The sequence below is a fragment of the Microbacterium sp. Leaf159 genome (assembly GCF_001423615.1).
Taxonomy (GTDB): domain Bacteria; phylum Actinomycetota; class Actinomycetes; order Actinomycetales; family Microbacteriaceae; genus Microbacterium.
The window spans coordinates 2,782,671-2,808,671 of the sequence record NZ_LMOU01000001.1; the positions used below are offsets into that span (position 1 = coordinate 2,782,671).

A 26,001-nucleotide genomic window follows, 5' to 3' on the forward strand; every position below is an offset into this window, starting at 1 on the left:
GGGAAGGAGAACCATGTCCCACGCCGATTCCACCCCCTCGGTCGAGAGGGTCGATCAGGACGAACACCAGGGCGCACCGGCGTCCAGACCGCTCGAGATCGTCTTCGGGGTCGTCTCCCTGGCCTTCAGCGCCGGCTACCTGTTCCTCGCCACCCAGATCCCGCTGCGCCGCGAGGCGCTCCCCGGCCAGATCGACGCACGCTTCTGGCCCATGGTCATCGCCGTCACGGCCGTCGTCATCTCCCTCGCCATCCTCGCGATCGCGATCACCCGACCCGCTCCCGGCCGTGAGGATCTCGATCGCATCCAGCCGGGTGGCACGGTCCGCGTGATCGCCACCCTCGCGATCGCCGGCGCCTTCATCGCCGTGTGGTCGCTCGGATCCGTCATCCTCTTCGGCTACCGCATCGAGGTCTTCCCGATCGCCGCAGCCGTGCTGATGGCCGCCCTCATGCTCCTCTACGGTCACCGCCGCTGGCTGAGCCTGATCATCTACTCCGTCTCCGTCACGGCGTTCGTCTACGTCGTGTTCGGCATGCTCCTGAGGATCCCGCTGTGAACGCGCTCATGGAGGGGCTGAACTCGCTCCTCGACATCTCGATCCTGCTCTACATGCTGGTGGGGCTCCTGCTCGGCTTCATGGTCGGCGCCTTCCCCGGGATCACCGCGACCATGGCCGTGGCGCTCGCCGCCGGATTCACGCTCACGCTCGAGCCCGTGCAGGGCCTCGCCGTGCTGCTGACGATCTACGTCGCCGCCAACTTCGGCGACCGGGTGCCCTCGATCCTCATCAACACCCCCGGCACGCCTGCGTCGATCGCCACCACGCTCGACGGCTATCCGATGGCCAAGCAGGGGAGGGCGGGACTCGCGCTGACGATCTCGGCGATCGTGTCGGCCGTCGGCATCCTCGCCTCTCTGGTGCTGTTCGCGGTCGCCGCCGTGCCGATCGCCAGCTTCGCCCGCGACTACTTCAAGTCGCCCGAGCTGTTCGCGCTGGTGGTCTTCGGCATCTCGATCATGATCGGCATCTCGTCGAAGTCGATGCTCAAGGGCATCCTCGCCGGTCTCTTCGGCCTCATGCTCGGCACCGTCGGGACGTATGCCGCCACGGCCGACCAGCGCTTCACGTTCGGGGTGCTCGAACTGGTCGAGGGCGTCAACTTCATCGCCGTCATCATCGGCCTCTTCGGCATCGCCGAGCTCTTCGACCAGCTGCTCACCTACCGCAAGAGCAACGTGCGCCCCATCTCGAGCCTCGGTCGCTGGTGGCCGAATCGCTCGGAGCTGAAGCAGAGCGGACGAGCCACCGCGGTCGGCGGCGCGGTCGGTCTCGGCGTCGGTCTCATCCCGGCGGCGGGTGGCGACATCGCCGGCCTCATCGGCTGGGAGCGCGCGCGCAAGGCGTCGAAGCACCCCGAGATGTTCGGCAAGGGATCGATCGAGGGCGTCGCCGCCTCCGACACCGCATCGAGCGCCACGCTCGGCGGTTCGCTCACGACCACCATGGCGCTCGGCATCCCCGGCGACTCGGTGATGGCCGTGATGATCGGCTCGATGATCATCTGGGGCATCACCCCCGGACCCACGCTGTTCACGAACCGCCCCGACCTCGTGGTCTCGATCGTCGGCATCATGCTCGTCGCGACCCTGCTCTCGCTCGGCCTGAGCCTCGTGCGCATGAAGGGCATGGTGAAGCTGCTCGACGTGCCGCAGCCGTACCTGTGGAGCGGCATCCTGATCTTCTGCATCATCGGCACGTATGCCACCTCGAACAGCCTGTCGACCGTCGTGACGATGCTCGTCTTCGGTGTGATCGGAGTGCTGCTCAAGCGGATGCAGGTGCCCGCGGGCCCGATCGTGCTCGGCCTGCTGCTCGGTCCGCTCGCCGAGGAGAACCTGGCCCGCACCCTCGCCATCCTCCCGACCCGACCGTTCTTCGAGGTCGTCAGCCCGATCGCGATCGTGCTTCTCGTGCTCGCGGTGCTGTCGATCGTGATGCCGGCCATCCGCGCCGCCCGCACGCCCCGTGCCGAGCGCGCCTCGCTGGAGGACTCGATCCTCCAGGCCGAGAGCCGCGAGCAGATCGAGAAGGCGCACGGCGAGCTCGCCGCCGACCCCGACCTGCTCACCTCCACCGTGCGCAACGTCGACACCTCAGCCCGCGCCGCCCGCAAGGCTCGCAAGAACTCCAAGGAGAACGAGAAGTGACCCGCTACGACATCCTCACCGCCGTGCCCACCGCCTTCCACAGCGACGGCGCACTCGACCTCGAGGGGTCGCGAGCGATCTTCCGGTTCGTCGCCGAGTCGGGCAACGAGGGCGCCTTCGTCCTCGGCACGACGGGCGAGTTCCCCGCCGTCGACGCGACCGAATTCGCGGCGATCGTCGAGGCCGCGCTGGCCGAGCTGAAGGACCGGATGCGCGTCGTCGTGCATGTCGGCCAGCCCAGCACGTTCGAGGCGCTGCGTCTGGTCGAGATCGCCAAGGGCCTCGGTGCGACGGAGTTCGCCGCCCTCACCCCGTACTACCTCAAGGCGACGGACGACTCGATCTACGACTACTTCGCGGCGCTGTCTGACGCGATCGGCGACGGTCGGCTCTACGTCTACATCTATCCGGCGCGCAGCGGCAACCCGGTCTCGGTCGAGCTTCTCGCACGCCTCGCCGAGCTGCCCAACATCGTGGGTGCCAAGGTCAGCGAGCTCTCGCTCGACGAGATCGCCGCCTACCGCGCCGCGGTCCCCGCCGACTTCGATCTGTACACCGGTGCCGACCGCGACCTGATCGCCGCCGTGCAGGTGGGCGCGCAGGGGGTCGTCTCGGGGGTCTCGTCGGTCACGCCGAAACCGTTCCGCGCCCTGGCAGACGCCGGCCGCTCGGGCGATGCCGACGCGATCGCCGCCGCCCAGGCCGCGGTCGACGACGTCGTCTCGCTCATCGGCGGGGACATGGCGCGCATGAAGGAGGCGTACCGGGTGCTCGACGTCGTCGACACGCACTGCCGCATGGCGATCGCCGAGCCGACGGATGCTGAACGCCGGGCCGTCGCCCAGGTGGTGGCCGCGCACCGCTAGGAGAGCGGCCGGAGAGACCGGGAGGGGTGGGCGGCGTGGCTTCGGTCGGGCCGCCTTCTCCCTGCCGGTGGTTCTCATAGCCGGCACGGGGGAGGATGGGTTCATGTCCGTCAACCCGTACGACTCCCGGCCATGGCTCGACTCCTATGCGGAGGGTGTCCCCGCGGACATCGAGACCCCGTCTCAGACGCTGACCGAGATGATGGCGGCGAGCGTCCGGACGTTCGCCCGTCGACCGGCTCTCGAGTTCTTCGGCGCCGTCACGACGTACCGTGAGCTCGGCGATCAGATCCTGCGCGCCGCCGAGGGACTGCGACGTCTCGGCGTGCACAAGGGTGACCGCGTGGCGCTCGTGCTGCCCAACTGCCCGCAGCACGTCGTGGCCTTCTACGCGGCGCTCCGCCTGGGCGCGATCGTCGTGGAGCACAACCCGCTCTACACGGCCAGGGAGCTGCGGCACCAGTTCGAGGATCACGGCGCCAAGGTCGCGATCGTCTGGGACAAGACGGTCGACACGATCGCGGACTTCCCCGCCGACCTGCGGGTCGAGCACATCGTGAGCGTCGATCTGACGGAGGCCATGCCCGCCTCGCAGCGGTTCCTGCTGCGGCTGCCCATCCCGAAGGCGCGGGCATCGCGGGCCAAGCTGACCAGCACCCCGAAGGCGCGAAGAGCGCTGCCCTGGAAGAAGCTGGTCGACCACCGCGCGCTCTCCCGCCGCGTCGACGCCCCGACTCTCGACGACACCGCGCTGCTGCAGTACACGAGCGGGACGACGGGTGTCCCGAAGGGGGCGATCCTCACCCACGCGAATCTGCGGGCCAACGCGATGCAGGGTCAGGCCTGGGTGCCCGGGCTCGTCGCCGGCGAGGAGACGTTCTACGGGGTGCTGCCGCTGTTCCACGCCTACGGCATGACGCTGTGCCTGACTTTCGCCATGAGCATCGGCGCGAAGCTGGTGCTGTTCCCGACGTTCGACCTCGACCTCGTCACGAAGGCGGCGCGCACGAGTCCTGCGACCTTCCTCCCCGCCGTGCCGCCGATCTACGATCAGCTGGCGCGGGCGGCATCGCGTGGCACGATCGACCTGTCGACGGTCAGATTCGCGATCTCGGGCGCGATGAGTCTGCCTGTGGCCACGGTGCAGCGCTGGGAGGAGGCGACCGGCGGCCTCCTCGTCGAGGGCTACGGCATGACCGAGAGCTCGCCCGTCGCTCTCGGCAATCCGATGGGGCGCGGTCGCCGCCCCGGAACCGTGGGCGTGCCGTTCCCGAGTACGGAGATCCGCGTGGTGGATCCGGCAGACACCGACACCGACGTTCCCGTGGGCGAGCGGGGAGAGCTTCTCGTGCGCGGCCCACAGGTGTTCCAGGGATACTGGCGTCGGCCGGGAGAGACCGCCGACGTGCTGCTCGCCGACGGGTGGCTGCGCACGGGCGACATCGCCGAGGTGTCGGCAGACGGTTTCGTGACGATCGTCGACCGCCTGAAGGAGCTCATCATCACCGGCGGGTTCAACGTGTCGCCGAGCGAGGTGGAGGATGCGCTCCAGGCGCACCCGGACGTGCTCGCGGCCGCCGTCGTCGGTCTTCCGCGCTCCAGCGGCGGCGAAGAGGTCGCAGCTGCCGTGGTGCTCCGAGACGGCGCGACGCTCGACGCCGGCGCCCTGCGCGACTTCTGCCGCACGAGGCTCACGCCCTACAAGGTTCCCAAGCGCATCGTCACGATGGACGATCTTCCGCGTTCGCTCATCGGCAAGGTGCTGCGCCGTCAGGTGCGGGATCGGATGCTCGCGGGCTGAGTCGCGGTCGCGGTCGCGGTCGCGGGGCGGTGTCGGGCGTTCTCGCGAGAATCGTGCCGGCGCGGATGACGCAGAGAGCGCTTTGGCCCTGGTTTTCTGAAATCGATTTCGCTAGGTTCGGGAGCACACAGTCCGCTGATCGAGGAGGATCATGCCCCGTGTCCCATCCGCATCACGTCGTCGCATCGCCATCGCGGCATCCGTCATCCTGGCTCTCGCGCTCGCCGGCTGCTCGGGCGGTGGCGGCGTGAGCGTCGATGCCGATCCCCGCAAGCCGTTCGTGCTCGAGGGCGTGTCGAACCTCACGGAGATCGCGCAGCTCACCGGCCCCGACGCCATGAACGACACCGCAGCGGTCTCGGTGGCCGGCACCGACCTCGGGTCGATGACGAACGTCGGCGACCGCACGTTCTTCTTCTTCGGCGACACCTTCGGCGAGCGGGATCCCGAGTCGATCGGCGGTCAGGGAGGGTTCTGGCGGTCGAACGTCGCGGCCTGGACCACCGATGACGACCCCACTGACGGCATCGACTTCGAGGGGTGGGTGGAGGACGACATCGGCTTGGCCGCCGCTCTGATCGAGGGGGATCACGACGCCAACGGAGCGGGAGGAGAGGTCACGAAGATCCCGACCTACGGGTTCGCGATCGGCGAGACGATCTACGTCTCCTACATGTCGGTGAAGTTCTGGGGCGAGCCCGGCGCCTGGGACGCCAATCATGCTGCTCTGATCGTCTCGCGTGACGGCGGCGAGAGCTGGTCACCGGTCGAGGGCGTGGAATGGCCCGGAGACTCGAACTTCGTGCAGGTCGCGACGGCCGAGGTGTCAGAGGGCGGAGAGGACTGGATCTACTTCTGGTCCATCCCGTCCGGCCGGTTCGGTGGGGTGCAGCTCATGCGTGTGTCGGCCACCGAGGCCGCCGTCGAGGACCAGTCCGCGTACTCCTACTTCGCGGGGGTCGATGGCGAGACGCCCCGATGGAGCAGCGACATGGCGGATGCCAAGACGATCGTCGACGGCACGATCGGGGAGCTCTCGGTGATGTGGTCGACGTACCTCGAGCGCTGGATCATGACCTACTCCGACGCCGGCAACGCGTACATCCGTGAGGGCATCACGCCCTGGGGGCCGTGGGGCGAGCCGATCGAGCTCGTGTCCGGAAGCGAGTACGAGGGTCTGTACTCGCCGTACCTGAACCCGCGCTACGTCACCGACGGGGGACGCCGCATCCACTTCGCGCTCTCGTTGTGGGGGCCGTACAACGTGTTCTGGTTCTCCGTCGATCTGGAACGCGCCGAGTGACGAGAGCGCTCCGGATCTCTTGCGCATGAAATCGATTTCGCCTACTCTGGCGCATACCCGGTCACCGTGGATCGTCTGGCACGGCCGGTGTCCTTCGGTGAAGAGCCGAGCACACAGCAGCGACTCGATGAGGAGTCCGTTCCTGAGGAGGAACCAATGAGAATCACCACACGCACACGGAGGGCGGCGGTCGCCGCCATCGGCGCACTGTCGGTCGGCGCGATGCTCGCGGCCTGCGGATCCGGTACCCCCGGCGAAGCGGCGGGCGGCGGCGACGAGGAAGGCGTCACGACGATCCAGTTCTGGCACCGCAACTTCACGCCGGTGGAGAACGAGTGGTACGAGGGCATCATCAAGAAGTTCAACGAGTCACAGGATGAGATCAAGGTCGTGGGAACCCAGGTCCCGGGCGACGCGTGGGACCAGAAGATGAAGGCCGCGCAGGCGGCGGGCAAGGCGCCCGACATCTACACGCACCCCGGCAGCATCCAGGACGCGGTCAATGCCGGACAGCTGCACGAGCTCGACTCGATCGTGCCCGCCGACGCGCTCGCCGAGATCTCGGACGCGGCGAAGCCCGTCTCGGAGGTCGACGGCACGTACTACGCCTACCCGCTGCTGCTCGAGCCTCAGGCCGTTCTGTTCTGGAACACCGACATGCTCGACAAGGCTGGCGTGGACTCGACCTCAGGGCCGACCACGTGGGACGAACTCCTCGACGCGTGCGCCAAGATCCAGCCCACTCTCGCCGACGGGCAGTACTGCATCTCCCCGGCGCAGGACGCGGCGACCTTCGCCTGGTCGACCGTCGGCCAGCAGTACAACTTCGCCGGCCACACCGCGCTCGCGGACGACTGGACCAAGGCCGACATCGACGACGCGGGGTACCGCGACATGATGGAGCAGTACAAGACGCTGTGGGACAAGGGCTACATGCCCAAGCAGCCTCTCGCCGACTACGGCGGAGGCAAGGACTTCGGCGAGCAGAAGGTGGCCTTCAAGGTCTCCGGATCCTGGATGCTGTCGGAGATCGGCTCGGACTACCCGGATGTGCTCGGTCTGACCGGGATCGGACCCATGGTGAACTCCGCCGAAGCCGACGGTCGTACCGCGACCACGCTCGGCAACTTCAAATGGGTCGTCGACGCCAAGACCAAGAACGCCGAGGCGGCGGGAGAGTTCCTCTCCTGGGCGATCGCCGGAGATCCGGAGAACCTGGTGCCGTTCTTCGTCGACACCCAGTTCACCAAGGCGCCGGTGCGCCAGTCGGTGCAGGATGCCGTCGCCGCCGATCCGGCCGCGGCCGACGCGCCCTGGTCGACGGTCATCGTCGACGACATCGCGCCGAACGCCATCCCCGAGCCGACCTACCCGTGGGACGTGTCTCTCGCTGTGGGCACGGCCTTCGAGTCGGTGATGAAGGGGTCCGCGTCGCCCGATGCCGCGATCGAGACGGCGAACAACGCCATCCAGACGGTCATCGACCGCGAGGGGCTCGCCGACAAGGCACCCAGCGAGTAGAGCGCGAACCGGGGGTGGGCGGCGGTTCGTCCGCTCGCCCCCGGTCAGCGTCCGCTGACGACAGAAACGGGACCCAACGATGGTCAGTGCAGTCACCGAGCGCCCGCCCGCTTTGCGGGCGAGGGCGAACAGCCGCCGACACCGCGACACCAAGGTCGCCTACCTCCTCCTTCTCCCGCTCGTCGCCCTGCTCGCGATCTTCGTGATCTGGCCGGCGATCTACGCGGGATTCCTCTCCTTCCAGAACTGGAGCTTCTACAAGGAGCCTGAATTCGTCGGGCTCCGGAACTTCATCGCGGTGCTGAACGACCCGCTGTTCTGGGCCTCGGTCGGACGCGGATTCATGTTCGTCCTCATGACGGTGCCCCCGATGCTCCTTCTGGCGTTCCTCTTCGCCAGCCTCGTCGTCAGCGTCTCGCGACGGTTCGCGGGCATCCTCAAGGTCAGCATCTACATCCCCACGATCATCTCGTCCGTGATCACGTCGATCATCTTCGTGCTGATGTACGACTACTCCGGCGGACTGCTGAACTGGGTGCTCGGGTCGTTCGGGATCGACCCGGTGGCGTGGATCGGCGACCCGAAATGGGCGCTGCTCGCGATCGCCATCCCCGCGATCTGGCTCGGGATGGGACTCACGTCGCTGATCATGGTGGCGGCCATGGTCGACATCCCCACCGAGTTCTACGAGGCCGCCGCGATGGAGGGCGCCAACTGGTGGCAGAAGACGGCGTACATCACGCTGCCGCAGATGAAGAACATCCTGCTCTACCTGCTGATCACCGGGTTCGTCGCGGCCATCCAGCAGTTCGAGCTGCCTCTCGTGATGACGGGCGGCGGCCCCTTGGACTCCACCACCCTGCCGAACCTGTTCATCTTCAATCATTTCCGCAACGACATCAACGTCGGCTACTCGATCGCCGCGGCGCTGGTGATGTTCGTCGTGCTGGGCTCGGTCTCGGCCATCGTCTTCAAGTTCGTCAACTCCGAGAGGCTGGTGGACTGAGATGGTCGCCGTCATGCCCGTAGACACCACGCGGGCGATCGTGCTCGCCGGCAAGGAGCCGTCGCGCCGCGCTCGCCTTCCGCGCACCCCCGGCTCGTGGGTGACCGTGATCGGCAAGTTCATCGCCGGTGCGGTCTTCCTCGTCGCTGCGCTCTTCCCGTTGGCCTGGATGGTGATCGCCGGGTTCAAGTCGAAGACCGAGGTCATCCAGACGCCGTTCCAGTTCTTCCCCGAGGTGTGGAGGTGGGAGAACTACGCGCAGATCCTCGCCGACCCGACGTTCACGCGCACGATGCTGTGGACCTTCGGCGGTGCCGTGCTCTTCACCCTGCTCACGCTCACCGTCAACTCGCTCGCGGCCTATGCCTTCGCGCGACTCGACTTCCGCTTCCAGCGCACGCTCTGGGTGATCGTCATCACCACCATGTTCATCCCCGGGATGACGATCCTGCTCACGAGCTTCATCGTCGTGACGAGGCTGTCGATGCTCGACACCCTCGCCGTGCTCGTACTCCCCGGGGCTGCGAGCGCGGGGACGGTGTTCTTCATCCGCCAGTTCTACCTCAACATCCCTGCGAGCCTCGAAGAGGCCGCGATGCTCGACGGGTGCGGCCGCTTCGCGATCTTCGTCCGCATCTTCCTGCCGCTCTCCAAGCCGCCGTTCGTCGTGATGGGGATCACGGCGTTCCTCGCATACTGGAACTCCTACGTCTGGCCGATCCTCACGATCACCACACCCGAGCGATTCGTCGTGCAGCAGTACCTGGCGACGTTCCGCTCCGAGCGCACCACCGAGCTGGGCCTGCTCATGGCCGGTTCCGTGCTCGCCGCCGCACCCGTGATGATCCTTTTCCTGATCTTCCAGCGTCAGATCATCGGCAACATCAAGATGGCGGGTCTCAAGTAGGGCGCTGCGCGGGCTCAGTACTGCGGGATCATCAGCTCCGCACCACCGCGGAGCGCCGACAGGTGGGCGACGATGCCCGGCGCGGTGACACCGGCGGCGCGGCGGGCGTCGATCTCCGGCAGGCGCCCGTCCGTCACGGAGGAGACGAACTCGTGGACGAGGTGCGGATGCGAGCCGCCGTGCCAGGCCTGCAGCTCGACAGCCGGTCGCCCGCCGGGCGGCCGGTAGACGTGCGGCCTCGTGTGTGGGCGAAGAGCCTCGGGCATGGTGCCGTGGCGATCGGGAGGTGCGAGCTCCGCCCGGGCGACAGGTCGACCGGGGCCGGCCCCGTCTGCGGGTCCCGCGGTGTGGATCACGACAGGGCCGCCCTCAGCCGAGGGCCACTCCAGCGCGGCTCGCTCGCCGTAGACGTTGAACCCCTCTGTGTAGGAGCGTGCGTTCTCGAAGAACGACACGGTGACCTGAACCACGAGCGGCTCGGGCGCCGACAGGGTGAAGAGCGCCGATTCGAGCGGGAAGGGATTGCCATTCGCGCCTCGGTGAGAGGCGCGCAGTGTGCCCGAACCCAGGCAGCGCGCGCTGCGGGCCGTGACGCCGGCGATGCCGAGCAGCGGGGCGACGATGTGCGTCGCGTACTCCATGGGGGCGTAGCCCATCCAGTACGAAGCGAATCCGTCGAGATCCTGCATGTGCGCCCCGCTGAGATATGTCAGCCGCCCGAGGGCGCCGGTCTCGCGCAGGTGCAGCGCGTGCAGGTACTCCCTTTGATACAGGGCCGTCTCCATCATCATGTAGCGACCGGCTGAGGATGATGCGGCATCGATCACGCGAGCGATGTCGTCGAGGGTCGTCGCCATCGGGACGGCACTCGCGCACGAGCGACCCGACGCGAGCACCTGCAGGGTCTGCTCGACATGGAACCGCACAGGCGACAGCAGATGCACCGCATCCCAGTCGCCGGCGGCGAGAGCCTCGTCGAGCGACGAGTAGGCCGCATCCACGCCGAGCTCAGCCGACACCGCCGCCCGGCGCTGCGCGTCGGGCTCGACGAGGCCGACGCGCAGCACCTCGGGATGCAGCGCATAGAGCGGCACGAAGTCGCGGCCGAATCCGGCCCCGACGACGAGGACGTCGATCATCTCGGAGGAGTGGCCCCGAGGTCAGGCACCGGAGCGGTGCCTAGGTGGACCTCCAGGTCGTCGGGCGAGGGAGTCCGGGGGCGCCGGGCAGTGGGCCGATCGAGGTAGAACAGAGCGGTCGAGGCGATGTCGTCGCGCAGCGGCAGGTAGCGCCAACCGCTCCGCCATCCGAGAGCCTGGATGTCGACCTTCGGGATGCCGGTCGCGAAGTGGATCGGGTCGAGCAGATGCCAGCGGTACATGCCGAAGCGCTGCTGACTCACGTACAGGCCGTCAGGCCTGATGACCTGCGGCATTCCCAGGTACGGGGTCGAGAACGCGGTGTATCCCTCTCCGGGGATGTCGAAGTTCCAGGCTCCGCCGAAGTAGTCCTCCGTACCGGTACCGCAGATCGTCGGGTGATCGGTGTCGTCGTCGAGATAGAATTTGATCTCGCCCTCGCCCCACCAGCCGTTGGAGTTGACGCCCCAGGCGATGTAGGTGCCGACGTACTGGCCCTGGCCCTCGATGCCCTCGAGGATCACGTGCGGTGTCAGATCCTCGAGCGGGTTCGAGCGCCGCCACTGGGCGTGGAAGTACGCGTCGTTCGAGTAGTCGCCGCCGATCTCGTAGGTCACCTGGAAGTAGATCCGCACGTCCACGACAGAGGTGTTCTCGATCGTCAGCCGTGCGCCGTCCTTGAAGGGCATCGGCCAGTACGAATTAAAGCCGCCGTGCGGATTCGCCGCGATCGTCTGCGAGTTCACCTGGGCGAAGACGCCCCACCCGTTGCAGAAGAAGTCGCCGTACGGCACCTCGACGGCCGGCTCTTCGGCTCCGTCCCAGTACGCGCGCAGCAGCAGGGTGCGCCAGTTGTCGGTGTGCGTGGTGATCCAGATGTGCGTGATCTTGCCCGCGCCTCCGATGTTCGCGAGGTCGAAGGTCTCGCCGGCTTTGACGTCGACGCTGGGGGAGATCTTCCAGCCGGGGCCGAGGTCTCGTGCGCACGTGGCGCCCGTGCCCTCGGTCGCCCGGCCTCCGCCCCCAGCGGATCCGTCGAAGTTCTCGGGAGAGATGGAGCGCGTCTGCACGCTTCGCAGCGCTGCGAGGTTTGCGAGATCGGAGGGAGCAGAAGTCATGGCCGCCAATGTAATCGATTTCAGAAGAGAACGCCATAGACGGGATGCGTGCGCGATACTGTTGCTTCAGATCCGGCGTTGCCGGACGAAGCAGTGAGGTTCGAATGGCCACGATCTACGACGTCGCGGAGCTGGCGAAGGTCTCTCCCGCCACGGTGTCGCGCGTCTTCAACGGCACGAGCGTCTCTGAAGACAAGGTCGCCGCGGTGCGCGCCGCTGCGGCGACGCTGAACTTCACGCCGAATCGGACGGCCAGGACGCTCCGTCGCCAGAGCTCCGAGGTCATCGCGCTCGTCATCCCCGACATCGAGAACCCGTACTTCACGGAGATGGCCCGCGGCGTCGAGGACGTCGCATCGGAAGCCGGCTACTCGGTCGTCCTGTGCAACTCGGACGCTCAGGTCGAGAAGGAGGCGACGTATCTGCGCATCGCGATCGCCGAGCACATGTCGGGCATCATCATCGCGACCGCCGACGAGACGTCGAACCTCGACAGCATCCTCGCGACCGGTCGGCCCGTCGTCGCGGTGGACCGCAGCACGACCTACGACATCGACGGCGTCGTCATGGCGAACAGGGCGGCGGGCACATCGGCTGCGAAAGACCTGCTCGGCGCCGGATATCGACGCATCGCGTACATCGGCGGACCCGAGCACATCGACACGGCGGCCGAGCGAGCCGCCGGTTGGCGGGCGGCGCTCGGTGCGGCACGGCCGGGCCTCGATCTCGACGAGCTCGAGCGCTTCGCCACGTTCCGCGTCGACGGCGGGCGCGAGGCGATGGAGGAGCTTCTCGCCCTCCCCGAGCCGCCGGATGCGGTGGTCGCGGGCAACAACCTCATCGGCGTCGGCGCGATCCAGGTGCTGACGGAGCACGGTCTGACCCCGCCGCAGATCGGTGTCGCCGTGATCGGATCGCTGCCGTTCACCACGCTGTCACCGACTGCGGTGACGGTGGTGCGACTGCCCGCCCGGCACATGGGGGTGACCGCGGCGCGGATGCTGCTGGAACGCATCGGGGGCGATGCTCAGCCCTCGCGCACGGTGGTCCTGCGCAACGAGATCCAACCGGCGAGCATCGTCAGGGTCTGACGGGATTCCGCGACTCGACGGGGTCGTGCGGGAATCGTCGCGTCATCTTCTTGCGCGCTGAAATCGATTTCGCGTACAGTTGCGGGAGATTTCAGAATCATGGGCATCGGTTTCAAGGAGGACGCCATGCGCTGCACCTTCGGGGCGGACATCGCGACGACGCGGGCGGGAGCATCGGCATGACCCGCCGTGCACCCGGGATCCCGCACACCTCGCAGGCCACCGCCTTCCCCCTCGGCGGGATCGGGACCGGCAACGTCTCGGTGGGCGCCCGCGGCGAACTGCGCGACTGGGAGTTCGAGAACCTGCCGGACAAGGGCAGGCGCAACCCGCACTCGTTCTTCGCGATACATGCCGCGCCCGAGCGCGGGCCCGCCGTCACGCGCGTGCTGGAGGCGCGGCTCACGGGGCGGCATGATGCGGACGCCGGCTACGCGTTCGATCAGCTCGCCGGACTCCCGCGCCTCGACGCCGCGACGCTGCACGGCGAGTACCCCGTCGTCGACATCGACTTCACGGATGCGGTGCTTCCGGTCGACGTCTCGCTGCGCGCGTTCACGCCCCTGGTGCCCCTGGACGCCGATGCCTCCGGCATCCCCGCGGCAGTGCTCCGCTATCGCGTCACGAACCCGGGCGATGAGACCGTGGCCGTCACCGTGGTCGGCAGCGTCTCGCACACGGCTGGTCGAGGGACGCCGGGACCGGAAGCGCCCTGGGGCATGCGCGCGACGCAGAACGTGCGCTGGCGCGAGGACGGGGACGTGCGAGGCCTGGACTTCGGAATCGACCTGCCCGACGACGACCCGGGGTACGGAACCCTCAGCCTCACCACGACCGACCCCTCGACGACGGCCAAGCCGCAATGGGTCACCAGCTACTGGCCGGACGGCGCGCGACTGTTCTGGAACGACCTCAGCGACGACGGACTGCTGCAGGCAGAGCCGCGCCTCACTCTCGAAGACCGTCCGCGCGGCCTGTTCGCCGAACTCGACGCCGACCCGGGCGCCGTGCCTCTGACCGAGGAGCAGATGCTCGCGAAGCTGCCGCGCCTGCGCACAGGGTCTCTCGGCATCGTGCATGCGCTGGCCCCGGGGGAGAGCCGCGACTTCGAGTTCGTGCTGTCGTGGAGCTTCCCGAACCGTCGCCGAGGGTGGCACGGGCACATCGTGTTCGCGGATCCGCCCGGCGACGACATCGTGAAGAACCACTACGCGACCCTCTGGCCGGACGCCTGGGCCGCGGCTGCACACCTGCACGCGAACCTCACGGATCTCGAGGCCACGACGGATGCCTTCGTCGAAGCGCTCTACGGGGGCTCCCTGGACCCGGTCCTCGCCGATGCGATCGGCGCGAACATCGCCGCTGCGCGATCCACGACAGGCTTCGTCCTCGAGTCTCCGAACGCTGAACTGGGTGAGGGCCCGGTGTTCGCCGCATGGGAGGGGTCGTTCGACCACGGCGGTTCCTGCGAGGGAACGTGCACTCACGTCTGGTCGTATGCGCAGACGCTCGCCTGGCTCTTCCCGTCGCTCGAGCGCAGCGCCCGCCGTGTCGAGTACCTGCTCGAGACCGACGAGGCCGGTGCGCAGAAGTTCCGTGGCAACCGCGTCTTCGGCGGACCCTCGTGGTTCATGGGGCCTGCGGTCGACGGACAGCTCGGCACGCTGCTGCGCCTGCACCGCGAGTGGCGGTTCAGTGGGGACGACGGGTTCCTGTGTGAGCTGTGGCCGGCGGCATCCCGCACTCTGGACTACGCGATCCGTGAGTGGGACCGCGACGGCGACGGCCTGCTCGACGGGGAGATGCACAACACCTACGACATCGAGTTCCACGGGGCGGAGCCGCTCGCGAACGGCGTGTACCTGGCGGCGCTCCGCGCTGGGGTCAGGATGGCGCGGCACCTCGGCGAGACGGAGCGTGCCGTGGCCTGGGCGCATCGCGCCGACCACGTGGCCGCCGCGATGGACGAGACGCTCTGGAACGGGGAGTACTACCGACAGGTGATCGACGACCCGGATTCTCATCGCTACCAGTACGGCGACGGAGTGCTGTCGGATCAGCTTCTCGGTCAGTTCCACGCCTCCGTGAACGGCCTGGGCAGCATCCTGCGCCCGGAGCGTATCGAGTCGGCTCTCGCAGCGGTCGTCGCGCACAACTTCCGCGACGATCTCACCGCGCACGAGAGCACCCAGCGCGTGTACGCCCTCAACGGTGAGGGCGGGCTGCTGCTCGCCTCCTGGCCGCGCGGCGGACGCCCGGCGATCCCGTTCGTCTACTCCGACGAGGTGTGGACGGGGATCGAGCACCAGGTCGCCGCGTCGCTGCTGTTCGCCGGCCGCGTCGATGATGCGCTGCGCATCGAACGGGCACTGCGCTCGCGCTACGACGGCACCCACCGCAGCCCGTGGAACGAGATCGAGTGCGGCAACCACTACGCCCGCTCACTCGCATCGTGGGCGCTGCTGCTCGGCGCGAGCGGAGCGCAGTGGGATGCGCCTGCCGCGACACTGGCCTTCGCACCCGCGACCGACGGGCCCTTCCGAAGCCTGTTCACGACGGGGGCCGGCTGGGGTCGGGTCGAGATCGACGATGAGACGCTGACGCTGCATCTCGACGGCGGCGCTCTCGACCTCGACGACCTGCGGCTGCGTGAGCGCAGCATCGGCCGCGGCATCCGCCTCCGAGCCGGAGAGACGCAGAGCTTCCCGTTCGGAGACTCCCAGACCATTCGACCGACCAGCACCACCAGCACCATCGGAGAGGCATCATGACCACCTACACCCTGCCCACACCGGCATCCCGACCTGCAGCCGCGCCGAAGACCGCGTATCTGATCGCCTCCGGCGACCTGCGCGAAGCGGCGAACACCGGCGGCTGGCCCGTGCAGGTGGAGCTCGAGGCGGGCGTCACCGGCGTTTTCCAGGATCTCGGCTGGACAGTCATCCGCGCCAACGACGTCGACCCCGCGACCGGGCACGGCTTCATCTCGAGTCAGCGCATGGGTCTCGAGGTCTTCAAGAACATCCCCACGGATGCTCCGCTCATCGTCGCCGAGGCCGTGTGGCAGTACTCGCACCACGTGCTCGCGGGGCTGCGCACGCACGAGGGCCCGATCCTCACGGTCGCGAACTTCGCCGGCGACTGGCCCGGCCTCGTCGGACTGCTCGGCCTGAACGCCGGCCTCACCAAGATGGACAAGCCCTATTCGTCGATCTGGTCGGTCGACTTCACGGACGACTGGTTCACGGCGGGCATCAAGGAGTGGACCGAGACCGGGTCGATCACGCATGATGCTTCGCACGTGCGTCCGCTGCCGGAGCTGCCGGACAGCCCCGAGAAGGCGCTGGGAGAGGCGCTCGCCGCAGAGCTGCTCGCTGAGAAGGCCATCATCGGGGTCTTCGACGAGGGCTGCATGGGCATGTACAACGCGATCTTCGACGACGAGCTACTGAACCGCACCGGCATCTACAAGGAGCGTCTCTCGCAGTCGGCGCTCTACGCAGAGATGCTGAACGTCACCGATGACGAGGCGGATGCCGCCTACACCTGGCTCACGGATGCCGGCATGACGTTCCGGTACGGCGAGGACGCCGAGACCGAGCTGACGCGCGAGCAGGTGCAGTGGCAGCTGAAGATGTACATCGCCGCCCTCCGCATCGCCGACGACTTCGGGCTCGATGCGGTCGGCATCCAGTATCAGCAGGGTCTGAAGGACCTCGTGCCGGCCTCTGACCTCGCCGAGGGAATCCTGAACTCGACCGAGCGTCCTCCGGTGACCTCCCGCGACGGCTCGCGGGTGCTGCACGAGGGCCGCGCCTTCCCGCACTTCAACGAGGCCGACGAGGGCGTCGCGGTCGACGCGCTCGTCACCGACCGGGTGTGGCGCGCGATGGGGCTCGTGCCCGACAACACGCTGCACGACGTGCGCTGGGGCGAGGACTTCGACGGGCAGTTCGTCTGGGTCTACGAGATCTCGGGCTCGGTGCCCGCGTCTCACCTCGGCGGATGGCAGAACGCCGAGGGGTGGCGCCAGGGCCATGTCTTCTTCCCCGGGGGCGGCGCGACGATCAACGGCGTCTCGAAGCCGGGCGAGATCGTGCTGTCGCGTGTGTTCATCGCCGACGGCATCCTGCAGGCCGACATCTTCCGGGCCTCGGTCGTCGAGCTGCCGGCCGAGGAGACTCAGCGCCGCAAGGATGCGACGAACCCCGAGTGGCCGATCGCCCACGTGGTGCTGCACGGCATCTCGCGCGACCAGTTCATGGCCCGCCACAAGGCCAACCACGCGCAGCTCGTCTACGCGCCGGATGCCGAGACCGCCGACAAGGCCCTCATCGCGAAGGCTGCGATGTTCGCCGGCATGGGGATCAAGGTCAACCTGGTCGGAGACGTCGCGATCTGAGCGAGGGGGCTGCGGGCTTCCGGCCTGCGGATCATTACAGTGAGGGGATGAGCCCGGCGAGACGCGTGACGATCACCGACATCGCGCGGCTCGCCGGGGTCTCGCCCGGGGCGGTCTCGTTCGCTCTGAACGGTCGCCCGGGGGTGAGTGCCGAGACGCGCGCCCGCATCCTCGAGGTCGCCGCACAGCACGATTGGCTGCCCAGCTCGACGGCGCGGGCGCTGGCGGGTGCGCGTGCCGGAGTCATCGGATTCGCGGTGAACCGGCCCGCACGCACGCTGGGCGCCGAAGCCTTCTTCACCGATCTCATGGCCGGCGTGCAGTCGGCTCTCGCGCCGCATCGTCTCGCGCTGCAGACGGTGCTCGTGGCGTCGATCGACGACGAGATCGCGACCTATCGGCGCTGGCGCAGCTCGCACCAGGTCGACGGGGTGGTCGTGATCGATCCCCGTGACGATGATCCGCGGATGCCGGTGCTGCGCGATCTCGGCCTCCCCGCTGTCGTCATCGGCAGCGTCCGTTCCGCGCTCGGACATCCTGCGACTCTGCAGGTCGACGACCGACGCGTCGCGCACGCGCTCTTCGAGCACCTCGTCGGTCTCGGTCATCGCCGCATCGCCTATGTCTCGGGTCCGGCCGAATTCCAGCACACCAGGCTGCGGTCCGAAGCCCTGTCGGGGCTGGCCGCCCGGGGGATCGCCGGTGCGGTGATCCCGACCGACTCGTCACCGGCCGCGGCGTCCGCCGCTCTCGTCCGGCTGCTCGCGGACGAGGCATCGCCGAGTGCTGTCGTCTTCGACAGCGACGTGATGGCCATCGCGGGCCTCCGAGCCGCACAGGAGCGCCGCATCGCGGTGCCCTCCGCTCTGTCGATCGCGTCGTTCGACGATTCGACGGTGGCCGCACTCGTGCATCCGTCGATCACGGCCATGACGCGAGACACGTTCGGACTCGGAGCGGATGCCGCGAACTTCCTGATCGAGCAGATCGCCGCGCCAGCGCCGCTTCCCGACCGCAGCGGTTCGGTGCCGGTGCTGACAGTGCGCGAGAGCACGGCGCAGGCGGGCTGAGACCCGCGCGCCGGTGGTCTCGGGCTACTCCGCCCGGTGCTCGACCACCGTGTTCTGCGACTCGTACGACCAGGGCTCGACGGTCGGACGGACGAGTTCGGTGATGCCGCGCGCCGCGAGCACGGTCGGATCCGCGGCATCCTTCGAGGTGATGAACGCGGGGTCGGCTCCGGCCTCGCACGCATCGACCCAGGCCTGGAAGATCGAGCCTCCGGGGCTCATCGCGCCGCGGCTGACGGGAGTCTCGGCCTCGTCAACCTCGACGACGATCCCGAGGGTGCGCGTCGGCGTCTCGCGTCGTTCCCGCAGCTCGGGGATCAGCTCGGCGAACCGGCGTCCGATCGGCTTCGCCTCGCCGTTCTGGTCGACCAGGCCCAGCGTGTACTCGAGTTCGGGGAAGTCCGCGAGACTGCGGCTCACATCGTGCGAGCACCACCACGTGACACCCCAGAGGTCGTCGGTGCGCACGACCGAGCGCAGGGTGGCCTCGAGGAAGTCGGGGGTCTGCTCCGGTGTCAGGCAGTTCGAGGGGGCGCCGACCTCCTGCAGCCAGATCGGCTTTCCGTGTTCCGTGCTGAAGGCGCGGGCGAGCTCGATCATGTACTCGGCGTGGCGATCGGATGCGACGGAGCGGCCGCCGTACTTCTGCGCCGTGCCGTTGAAGATCCACGAGTGCACGGTCGTGATGTCACCGAGGCGCGAGGCGAGCGCCGGCGTGAACCCGTGGCCGTCCATGTACCAGGCGGCGTCGTACTCGCTGTGCACGTGCTGCTGCCTCGGCGCCGAGCTGTGCGCGGCATCGAGGAGCGTGGTGATCCAGTTCGCGGCCTCGGCCTCGGTGACCGGCCAGGGGGAGGGGTGGGTCCGTGCCGAGAACTGGTTCGTCTCGTTGCCGAGCGTGAAACCGAGGAAGTTGTCGGCGTCGCCCAGCCGCTCGCCCAGACGTGTGACGAGTTCGGCCTGGCCGCTCAGGGCATCGGGGTGGGTGAACATGTTCTTGTCGTGCCACGTGAACAGCCACGACGGGATGAAGTCGAAACTCGACAGATGCCCTTGGATCACGTCGACGCTCGCGTCGAGCCCGAACTCCGCGGCGACGTCGACCACCGCACGCACGTCGTCGACGGCTGGGGCGCGGATCAGGGTGCGGTTCGGCTGCAGCACCGTCCACAGCGGGAAGATGCGCAGGTGATCGAGGCCCAGCTCGGCGAGCGCGGCGAAGTCCCGGCGCACCTCGTCGAGGTCGAGCGACATCCACGCGTGCATCCACTGGGAGCGGGGCGTGTAGTTGGCGCCGAAGCGAAGAGGGGCGTCAGAGGAGGGCATCGCTGTCCTTTCGGGGGTCGGTGCACAGACTCTAACGCGATTCGGCTCTCGCAGCTATATCGCTTTAGTAAAATAGGCTGAGAAACCCGGCTTCGATGGAGAACACCGCATGCATGATGGCACCTCGCTCACCGTAGGCCGCGTCAGGCGGGTGCTCGACGAGCGCATCCGCCCGGCGATCCACTCGGCATCCGTGCCGCTGGAGGTGGAGGTCAACGAGCTGCCGGGGGAGCCGATCAGCCCGAGTGCCGGGCTCGCGCTCGACTTCTCACCCGCGTCCGTCCCGAGCGCGTGGGGTCCGGCCTGGTCGACCACGTGGTTCCGGCTCTCGGGCCGCGTCCCCACAGAATGGGCGGGCCGCCGCGTCGAGGCTCTGATCGACCTCGGCTTCAGCGATCACATGCCCGGCTTCCAATGCGAGGCGCTCGCCTACCGCCCCGACGGCACGCCGATCAAGAGCATCAACCCGCGCAATCAGTGGCTGCCGATGGCCGACGCCGCCCACAGCGACGAGCCGGTCGAGCTCTACCTCGAGGCGGCCGCCAACCCGGTGCTGCTCGACCATCACCCCTTCCTGCCGACGCAGGAGGGCGACATCCGCACCTCGTCGCGTGAGCCGCTGTATCGCCTCCGACGCCTCGACCTCGCGGTGTTCGAGACCGAGGTGTACGAGCTGTCCCTCGACCTCGAGGTGCTGTTCGAGCTGCAGGCCGAGCTGCCCGAGACCTCTCCTCGTCGCATGCAGATCCTGCAGGCGATGGACGATGCCCTCGACGTGCTCGATCTGCAGCATGTCGCGGCGACGGCATCCGACGCCCGTGCCGTGCTGGTCCCTGCCCTCGCTGCTCCGGCAGAGGCCAGCGCGCACCGTGTCTCGGCCGTCGGGCACGCGCACATCGACTCGGCCTGGCTGTGGCCGCTGCGCGAGACGATCCGCAAGGTCGCTCGCACGACGTCGTCGATGACGACGCTGATCGAGGAGCAGCCGGAGTTCCGTTACGGCATGTCCAGCGCGCAGCAGTACGCCTGGCTCAAAGAGCACCGCCCCGAGGTGTGGGAGCGCGTCAAGGCCGCCGTGACCGACGGACGCTTCCTGCCGCTCGGCGGCATGTGGGTCGAATCCGACACCGTGATGCCCTCGGGTGAATCGCTCGTGCGGCAGTTCTCGTACGGTCAGCGATTCTTCGAGCGCGAGTTCGGCATCCGCTCGAAGGGCGTCTGGCTGCCCGACAGCTTCGGATACTCGCCAGCGCTGCCGCAGCTCATGCGCCGCGCAGGATTCGAGTGGTTCTTCACTCAGAAGATCTCGTGGAATCAGCAGAACGTGTTCCCGCACCACAGCTTCCTCTGGGAGGGCATCGACGGGTCGCAGGTGTTCACGCACTTCCCGTCGATGGACACCTACAACTCTCAGCTCAGCGGAGAGGAGCTCGCGAAGGCGTCGAGGCAGTTCAAGGAGAACCGCGTCAGCTCGCGGTCGATCGCCCCGGTCGGCTACGGTGACGGCGGTGGCGGCACCACCCGCGAGATGACGGGCAAAGCGAAGCGGCTGCAGAACCTCGAGGGCAGTCCGCGCGTCGAGTGGGAGCATCCCGATGACTTCTTCGAAGCCGCTCGCGCCGAGATCCCGCATCCGGCCGTCTGGGTCGGCGAGCTGTACCTCGAGCTGCACCGCGGAACCCTGACCAGCCAGCACGCCACGAAGGCGCTGCACCGCTGGTCGGAGCACGCCCTCGTCGAGGCCGAACTGTGGGCGGCGACGGATGCCGTGCGCACCGGCGCCGCGTACCCGAAAGCCGAGTTCGACCGCCTGTGGGAGACCGTGCTGCTGCACGAGTTCCACGACATCCTGCCCGGCACGTCCATAGCGTGGGTGCATCGTGAAGCCGTCGAGGTGCTCTCGAGTGTGCTCTCGGATGCGCAGGATCTCGCAGCCGCCGCCCGCCGGTCGCTCGCCGGTGAGGGAGAGCACGAGCTGCGGTTCGTGCCGACCTCGGTCGGAGGCGGTCGCGCTCTGGGTGCCGCGTTCGTCGAGGCGCCAGCCGCGGCATCCGTCCTGCTCTCGGGCGAGAACGGCGGATGGCGCCTCGAGAACGAGCTCGTCTCGGTGCTGGTGTCTGCGGAAGGCCTGATCGTCTCGGCGGTCGACAAGGCATCCGGTCGCGAGGCCGTGGCCGAGGGTCGCGCGGCGAACCTGTTCCAGCTGCACCAGGACTTCCCCAACATGTGGGATGCGTGGGACATCGACAAGTACTACCGCAACAGCGTCGAGGACCTCACCGGCGTCGCATCGATGTCGGCATCCGTCGTCGATGGCACAGCCAGCGTCGTGGTGACCCGGGCGTTCTCGGAATCGACGATCGAGCAGACGATCATCCTCGCTCCCGGCTCCCGCACGGTGGCGTTGCGGTGCGACATCGACTGGCACGAGACCGAGAAGCTGCTCAAGCTCGCGTTCCCGCTCGACATCCAGGCCGCGAACACCGAGGCCGAGACGCAGTTCGGCTACCAGTCACGCGTGACGCACACGAACACGAGCTGGGAGGCGGCGAAGTTCGAGACCTCGATGCACCGGTTCGTGCTGGTGCGCGAACAGGACTTCGGCGTCGCCCTCGTGAACGACTCGATCTACGGCTACGACACGTCGCGCGAGGTGTCGGATGACGCGGTCACCACGACCGTGCGACTGTCGCTGCTGCGGGCGCCGCGGTTCCCCGATCCCGACACCGATCACGGTCACCACACGATCGAGGTGGGCATGGTGATCGGAGCGGATGCCGCGCTCGCGACGGCCGAGGGGATCACCCTCAACAGCCCGGCGACGCTCGTGCGCGGCGCCCGGGAGGTTGACGCGCTCGTAGCGGTGGAGGGCGAGGGCATCGTCGTGTCGGGGGTGAAGCTCGCGGACGACGGATCCGGCGATGTGATCGTGCGGGTCTACGAGGCGCTCGGGCGGCGCGTGGCGGGCTCGGTGGTCGCGGACTTCGAACACCGCGAGATCCACGAGGTGTCGCTGATCGAGGATGCGCTCGACGATGCGCGCATGGGTGGCGAGCTGAGACTGCGACCGTTCGAGGTGCGGACGCTGCGCATCGTCCGCTGACGGCTCGGGATCACCGGGTGCTCGCTGCGCGGAACGCCTCGTAGTCGGCGAGAGAGACGTCGGCGTATGCCCGCGCCCAGGCGAGCAGCGCGGTGCCGATCGCTCTGCCACCGCCGATGTAGCCGGCGACCTCGGCTGCCGTGACCGACTGGCTGTGCGCCCGGGCGATCACGGCGGCACACGCCTGGGCGTAGGTGATGAACGGCCCGTCGTCGAGCTCCTCGACCTCGACGCTCCCTTTCATGTCGTGGAACTGACGCACGTAGAAGTCAGAGGCGGGGCTGCGCAGATGGCCGAGGAACGGATCGGAGAGCGCCTGCAGGATCCGCTGCATCGCAACCACTCGGGCGCCCTCGCCGTGGGATTCGATCCGCGCGCTCAAGGACTCGGGCTGGGGGATCCGTCCGTACTCCACGAGCACGCTCTGCGACGCCTGCTTCGGCTGCATCAGGAGGGTGCCGTGCTCGCCGTCCTGGAACAGCACGAGGTAGCAGCGGGTCCCGACGCTGCCGACCCCGACCACTCGTCGCGCCACATCGCCGACCGTGTAGTGCTCGAACAGCAGCGCCACGTCGGGGCTCGCCGTCGCCCGGTACTGCGCGACGAGGTCGTGCACCAGCGAGAGCAGGTCCGCATCGACCGGCGTGGTCGTCGGGTCCTGTGGCAGGAAGCGGCGTCGCCCGGCGGCATCCGCCTCGGTGAGCCGTCTCACCGCACGCTCGCCCGTGCGTCGCTGTGCTTGGGTGACGGCGCTGCGGATCGCTTTGCGAGAGGTCTTGTCGAGCATGCTGCGGGTGGATTCGACGTCGAAGTGCGTGAAGTAGCGGTCGCGGGGACTGAGCGCCGAGATGCGCCGCATCCCGCGCGTGTAGGAATCGACAGCGCCCAGCACGGCCTGATCGATCACTGCCTCCGGTCGCCCTGTCGCGTGCCCGCCGACCACGATGCTGGCGGCGAGCCGCTTGACGTCCCATTCCCACGGCGCCCAGGCGGCCTCGTCGAAATCGTTGAGATCGAACATGAGGCTGCGCTGCGGTGAGGCGTAGAAGCCGAAGTTCGACACATGAGCGTCTCCGCAGGAGGCGACGAGGATGCCGCTGTGGGGCGCATCGGCCAGATCCGCCGCCATGAGAGCGGCCGTCCCCCGGTAGAAGGCGAACGGGCTCGCCGACATCCGCTCGGTGCGCAACGGCACGAGCTCCGGGATGCGGGTGGCGTTCTGAGCGTCGAGGATGCCGAGGGGGTCGCGCGTCCCACCGGCGAGCGTGGCGAGTGCGCGGCGTGGTGTGCGCTTGCGCGCCGTCTCGCCACGGGCGAGCAGGTCTGCGGGGGAGGGTGGCGCGGACCACTCGGTGCTCATTCGGCCATTGTGGCAGTCGCTGTGCGGGAGGACGATAGGCAGATGGTCACCCTTGACGATGTGCGTGAGATCGCGCTCGCGCTCCCCGGCGTGACCGAGCGACCCGGCGGTCATACCGGGGAGCCGTCGTGGCGTCTGCCGAGCGGGCAGATCGCATGGATCCGCGGGCCCAGCAAGGTGGATCTCCGTCAGCTCGCCGACCTCGGACTCGAGTGGCCCGAAGGTCCGGTGCTCGGTGTGCGGGTGGCGAGCCTCGAGGAGAAGGCGACGCTGCTCGCGGCGGAGCCCGACGGGCTTTTCTCGATCCCCCATTTCGACGGATACCCGGGACTGCTCGTGCAGCTCGACACCGTCGAGAAGGACCGCCTCGCCGAGATCATCGCGGATGCGTGGCTCGTGCGCGCGCCGGTGCTCGTCGCGAAGCAGTGGCTCGCGGAGCGCGGGCTGGACTGATCAGGCCGTTGTGAGGAACGGCCGAGCGGCGTCGAGGAGCGCACGTGGGTCGTCGGCCCAGAGCCTGATGCGGTCGACCCGATGCGTCCCACCCTTCGGAGCGAGACCGGGGAGGCGGATCGCGAGCAGGCGCTCGAGCTCGATCTCGATGTTGGTCTCGTCCTGCATCCGCTCGGCGTACTCCGAGCCGGTGACGCGTGGCTGTTTGGGCTCATCGACACGGCGATCGATCGCGATCGACGCGATGTCGGCCCAGGTGACCGGCACATCGACTTCGAGGCCGCTGCGCACGCGGATGCCGTCGGGGCCGACGGAGTGAGGGCGCATGAGCATCGCGCAGAGCAGTCCGACCATCCAGGTGACGCCCCAGATTCCGAGCACCAGCAGCGTGATCCGCACGGCCGGCCAGGGGTGCACGATCAGGTCGAGGATCGGGATCTCGACTGCGGAGAGGCCGATGAAGATGAACAGCACGGTGAGCACGGGGCGGTGATAGCCGACTCCGGTGCCGCCCGCAGGGATGGCCGGACGACGGGTGATCGCCCGCGCGATGCTCGAGTAGACGCGGAGCTCCGCGATCCATGCGCGATGGAGGAAGTTCAGGATGCGCGCGAGCGGCGTCGGGGTGTGGGTGGTGTCGTCGCGCAGTTGCTCGGTCATGGAGTGCCGTCCTGTGCCTGTGCCTGTGCCTGTGTCTGTGCCTGTGCGCTCGCCGCGGAGGTGACGAGGGTCTCGAGATGCGCGATGACGGCTGCCAGGCCGCGCTCGACGGTGGCCCGATCGTCGGGCGCGATCGCGTTCAGCAGGGTCTCGTTGAGCTGGGCGTGCTCCTCCTGCATCCGCGCCATGGTCTCGACCGCGGTCGGCGTGAGCTCGACCAGTACGGCACGGCGGTCGGAGGGGTGCGGCGTGCGACGGACGTGGCCGGAATGCTCCAGCGCGTCCACGAGAGCGGTGATGTTGCGGGGAGTCACCTCGCAGAGGGTGGCGAGGGCTTGCTGGGTCGACGGGCCGGCGTGCTGCAGGACCCAGAGAAGGTGCACTCGGGTCGGTGTGAGATCCGTGCCGGCGAACGCACGGGCCATGTCCTTCTGGAACAGATCGGCGATCTGGAGGAGGCGGTCGACGAAGAGGGGTTCCATGGCTGTTACCCTACTACATTGTTACCTATGTTCACTATGCCTGATTGCTGACGCGCGTGGCCCGCGCTGTGTCATTCTGAGAGATTGGAATACGGTTCTGATCTGGGGTAATTCGGGGTGGTTTCGGGTCTTGAATGTCGGTGGTTCCGGGTTGACTTACGGGTATGAACAGCACCGCGGAG

20 protein-coding genes are annotated in these 26,001 nt (G+C 68.2%); 14 read left to right on the top strand and 6 right to left on the bottom strand.

What is annotated here, in order from left to right; genetic code table 11:
* The first annotated feature begins 13 nt into the window (after nucleotides 1-13).
* The 8 genes from ASF80_RS13205 to ASF80_RS13240 all read left to right on the top strand — a co-directional run bounded on the left by ASF80_RS13205 (nucleotide 14) and on the right by ASF80_RS13240 (nucleotide 9,615).
* A complete protein-coding gene (locus ASF80_RS13205; RefSeq protein WP_056311432.1) occupies nucleotides 14-559 on the top strand; it encodes a tripartite tricarboxylate transporter TctB family protein in 546 nt (181 codons plus the stop codon).
* On the top strand, nucleotides 556-2,211 hold the full coding sequence (locus ASF80_RS13210; protein ID WP_056311434.1) for a tripartite tricarboxylate transporter permease: 1,656 nt from the start codon (nucleotides 556-558) through the stop codon (nucleotides 2,209-2,211). The genes ASF80_RS13205 and ASF80_RS13210 overlap by 4 nt, the downstream gene beginning before the upstream one ends.
* Nucleotides 2,208-3,077 carry a dihydrodipicolinate synthase family protein gene (locus ASF80_RS13215; RefSeq protein ID WP_056311436.1) on the top strand — a complete coding sequence of 290 codons (870 nt, stop codon included), beginning with the start codon at nucleotides 2,208-2,210 and terminating at the stop codon, nucleotides 3,075-3,077. The genes ASF80_RS13210 and ASF80_RS13215 overlap by 4 nt, the downstream gene beginning before the upstream one ends.
* 103 nt (nucleotides 3,078-3,180) lie before the next feature.
* The gene (locus tag ASF80_RS13220; RefSeq protein WP_056311438.1) at nucleotides 3,181-4,878 is read left to right on the top strand and encodes a long-chain-fatty-acid--CoA ligase; all 1,698 of its coding nucleotides are present in this window, start codon (nucleotides 3,181-3,183) and stop codon (nucleotides 4,876-4,878) included.
* Nucleotides 4,879-5,029: 151 nt separating this feature from the next.
* Entirely contained in the window at nucleotides 5,030-6,181 is a 1,152-nt protein-coding gene (locus ASF80_RS13225) for a DUF4185 domain-containing protein (protein WP_056311440.1), read from the top strand.
* 156 nt (nucleotides 6,182-6,337) lie between these two features.
* The gene (locus ASF80_RS13230) at nucleotides 6,338-7,702 is read left to right on the top strand and encodes an ABC transporter substrate-binding protein (protein WP_056311442.1); all 1,365 of its coding nucleotides are present in this window, start codon (nucleotides 6,338-6,340) and stop codon (nucleotides 7,700-7,702) included.
* Between the two features lie 79 nt (nucleotides 7,703-7,781).
* Nucleotides 7,782-8,708 (top strand): carbohydrate ABC transporter permease, encoded by a 927-nt coding sequence (locus ASF80_RS13235; protein ID WP_056311444.1) that lies wholly within the window; start codon nucleotides 7,782-7,784, stop codon nucleotides 8,706-8,708.
* Between the two features lie 13 nt (nucleotides 8,709-8,721).
* Nucleotides 8,722-9,615: a carbohydrate ABC transporter permease gene (locus ASF80_RS13240; RefSeq protein ID WP_235559972.1), complete on the top strand. Its 894-nt coding sequence runs from the start codon at nucleotides 8,722-8,724 to the stop codon at nucleotides 9,613-9,615.
* Nucleotides 9,616-9,629: 14 nt separating this feature from the next.
* On the opposite strand, the gene ASF80_RS13245 is transcribed toward ASF80_RS13240, so the two are convergent.
* Together ASF80_RS13245 and ASF80_RS13250 are read right to left on the bottom strand one after the other, a co-directional pair.
* Complete coding sequence (locus ASF80_RS13245; protein WP_056311448.1) at nucleotides 9,630-10,754, bottom strand: Gfo/Idh/MocA family protein; 1,125 nt, start codon at nucleotides 10,752-10,754, stop codon at nucleotides 9,630-9,632.
* Nucleotides 10,751-11,872, bottom strand: coding sequence for a glycoside hydrolase family 172 protein (locus ASF80_RS13250; RefSeq protein ID WP_056311450.1), 1,122 nt, complete (start codon nucleotides 11,870-11,872; stop codon nucleotides 10,751-10,753). The genes ASF80_RS13245 and ASF80_RS13250 overlap by 4 nt, the downstream gene beginning before the upstream one ends.
* 104 nt (nucleotides 11,873-11,976) lie before the next feature.
* Here ASF80_RS13250 and ASF80_RS13255 point away from each other — a divergent pair, with 104 nt between their 5' ends.
* From ASF80_RS13255 to ASF80_RS13270, 4 genes are all read left to right on the top strand, one after another.
* Nucleotides 11,977-12,963 carry a LacI family DNA-binding transcriptional regulator gene (locus ASF80_RS13255; protein WP_056311453.1) on the top strand — a complete coding sequence of 329 codons (987 nt, stop codon included), beginning with the start codon at nucleotides 11,977-11,979 and terminating at the stop codon, nucleotides 12,961-12,963.
* Nucleotides 12,964-13,142: 179 nt separating this feature from the next.
* Nucleotides 13,143-15,734, top strand: coding sequence for a GH116 family glycosyl-hydrolase (locus tag ASF80_RS13260; RefSeq protein ID WP_082488315.1), 2,592 nt, complete (start codon nucleotides 13,143-13,145; stop codon nucleotides 15,732-15,734).
* A complete protein-coding gene (locus tag ASF80_RS13265; protein WP_056311455.1) occupies nucleotides 15,731-17,365 on the top strand; it encodes a fucose isomerase in 1,635 nt (544 codons plus the stop codon). The genes ASF80_RS13260 and ASF80_RS13265 overlap by 4 nt, the downstream gene beginning before the upstream one ends.
* A gap of 47 nt (nucleotides 17,366-17,412) precedes the next feature.
* On the top strand, nucleotides 17,413-18,435 hold the full coding sequence (locus tag ASF80_RS13270; protein ID WP_056311457.1) for a LacI family DNA-binding transcriptional regulator: 1,023 nt from the start codon (nucleotides 17,413-17,415) through the stop codon (nucleotides 18,433-18,435).
* Nucleotides 18,436-18,459: 24 nt separating this feature from the next.
* Here the strand turns inward: ASF80_RS13270 and ASF80_RS13275 are convergent, their stop codons facing one another.
* A complete protein-coding gene (locus tag ASF80_RS13275; RefSeq protein ID WP_056311459.1) occupies nucleotides 18,460-19,761 on the bottom strand; it encodes a glycoside hydrolase 5 family protein in 1,302 nt (433 codons plus the stop codon).
* Between the two features lie 109 nt (nucleotides 19,762-19,870).
* Here ASF80_RS13275 and ASF80_RS13280 point away from each other — a divergent pair, with 109 nt between their 5' ends.
* Entirely contained in the window at nucleotides 19,871-22,864 is a 2,994-nt protein-coding gene (locus tag ASF80_RS13280) for an alpha-mannosidase (RefSeq protein WP_056311461.1), read from the top strand.
* A 10-nt stretch (nucleotides 22,865-22,874) separates the two neighbouring features.
* Here the strand turns inward: ASF80_RS13280 and ASF80_RS13285 are convergent, their stop codons facing one another.
* Complete coding sequence (locus ASF80_RS13285; protein WP_056311465.1) at nucleotides 22,875-24,224, bottom strand: DUF2252 domain-containing protein; 1,350 nt, start codon at nucleotides 24,222-24,224, stop codon at nucleotides 22,875-22,877.
* Nucleotides 24,225-24,266: 42 nt separating this feature from the next.
* Here ASF80_RS13285 and ASF80_RS13290 point away from each other — a divergent pair, with 42 nt between their 5' ends.
* Nucleotides 24,267-24,677, top strand: a complete 411-nt coding sequence (locus ASF80_RS13290; RefSeq protein WP_056311467.1) for an MmcQ/YjbR family DNA-binding protein — start codon at nucleotides 24,267-24,269, stop codon at nucleotides 24,675-24,677.
* Here ASF80_RS13290 and ASF80_RS13295 read toward each other — a convergent pair whose 3' ends face one another.
* Together ASF80_RS13295 and ASF80_RS13300 are read right to left on the bottom strand one after the other, a co-directional pair.
* A complete protein-coding gene (locus tag ASF80_RS13295) occupies nucleotides 24,678-25,337 on the bottom strand; it encodes a hypothetical protein (RefSeq protein WP_056311469.1) in 660 nt (219 codons plus the stop codon).
* Nucleotides 25,334-25,819 (bottom strand): MarR family winged helix-turn-helix transcriptional regulator, encoded by a 486-nt coding sequence (locus ASF80_RS13300; protein ID WP_082488316.1) that lies wholly within the window; start codon nucleotides 25,817-25,819, stop codon nucleotides 25,334-25,336. The genes ASF80_RS13295 and ASF80_RS13300 overlap by 4 nt, the downstream gene beginning before the upstream one ends.
* Between the last annotated feature and the right edge of the window lie 182 nt (nucleotides 25,820-26,001).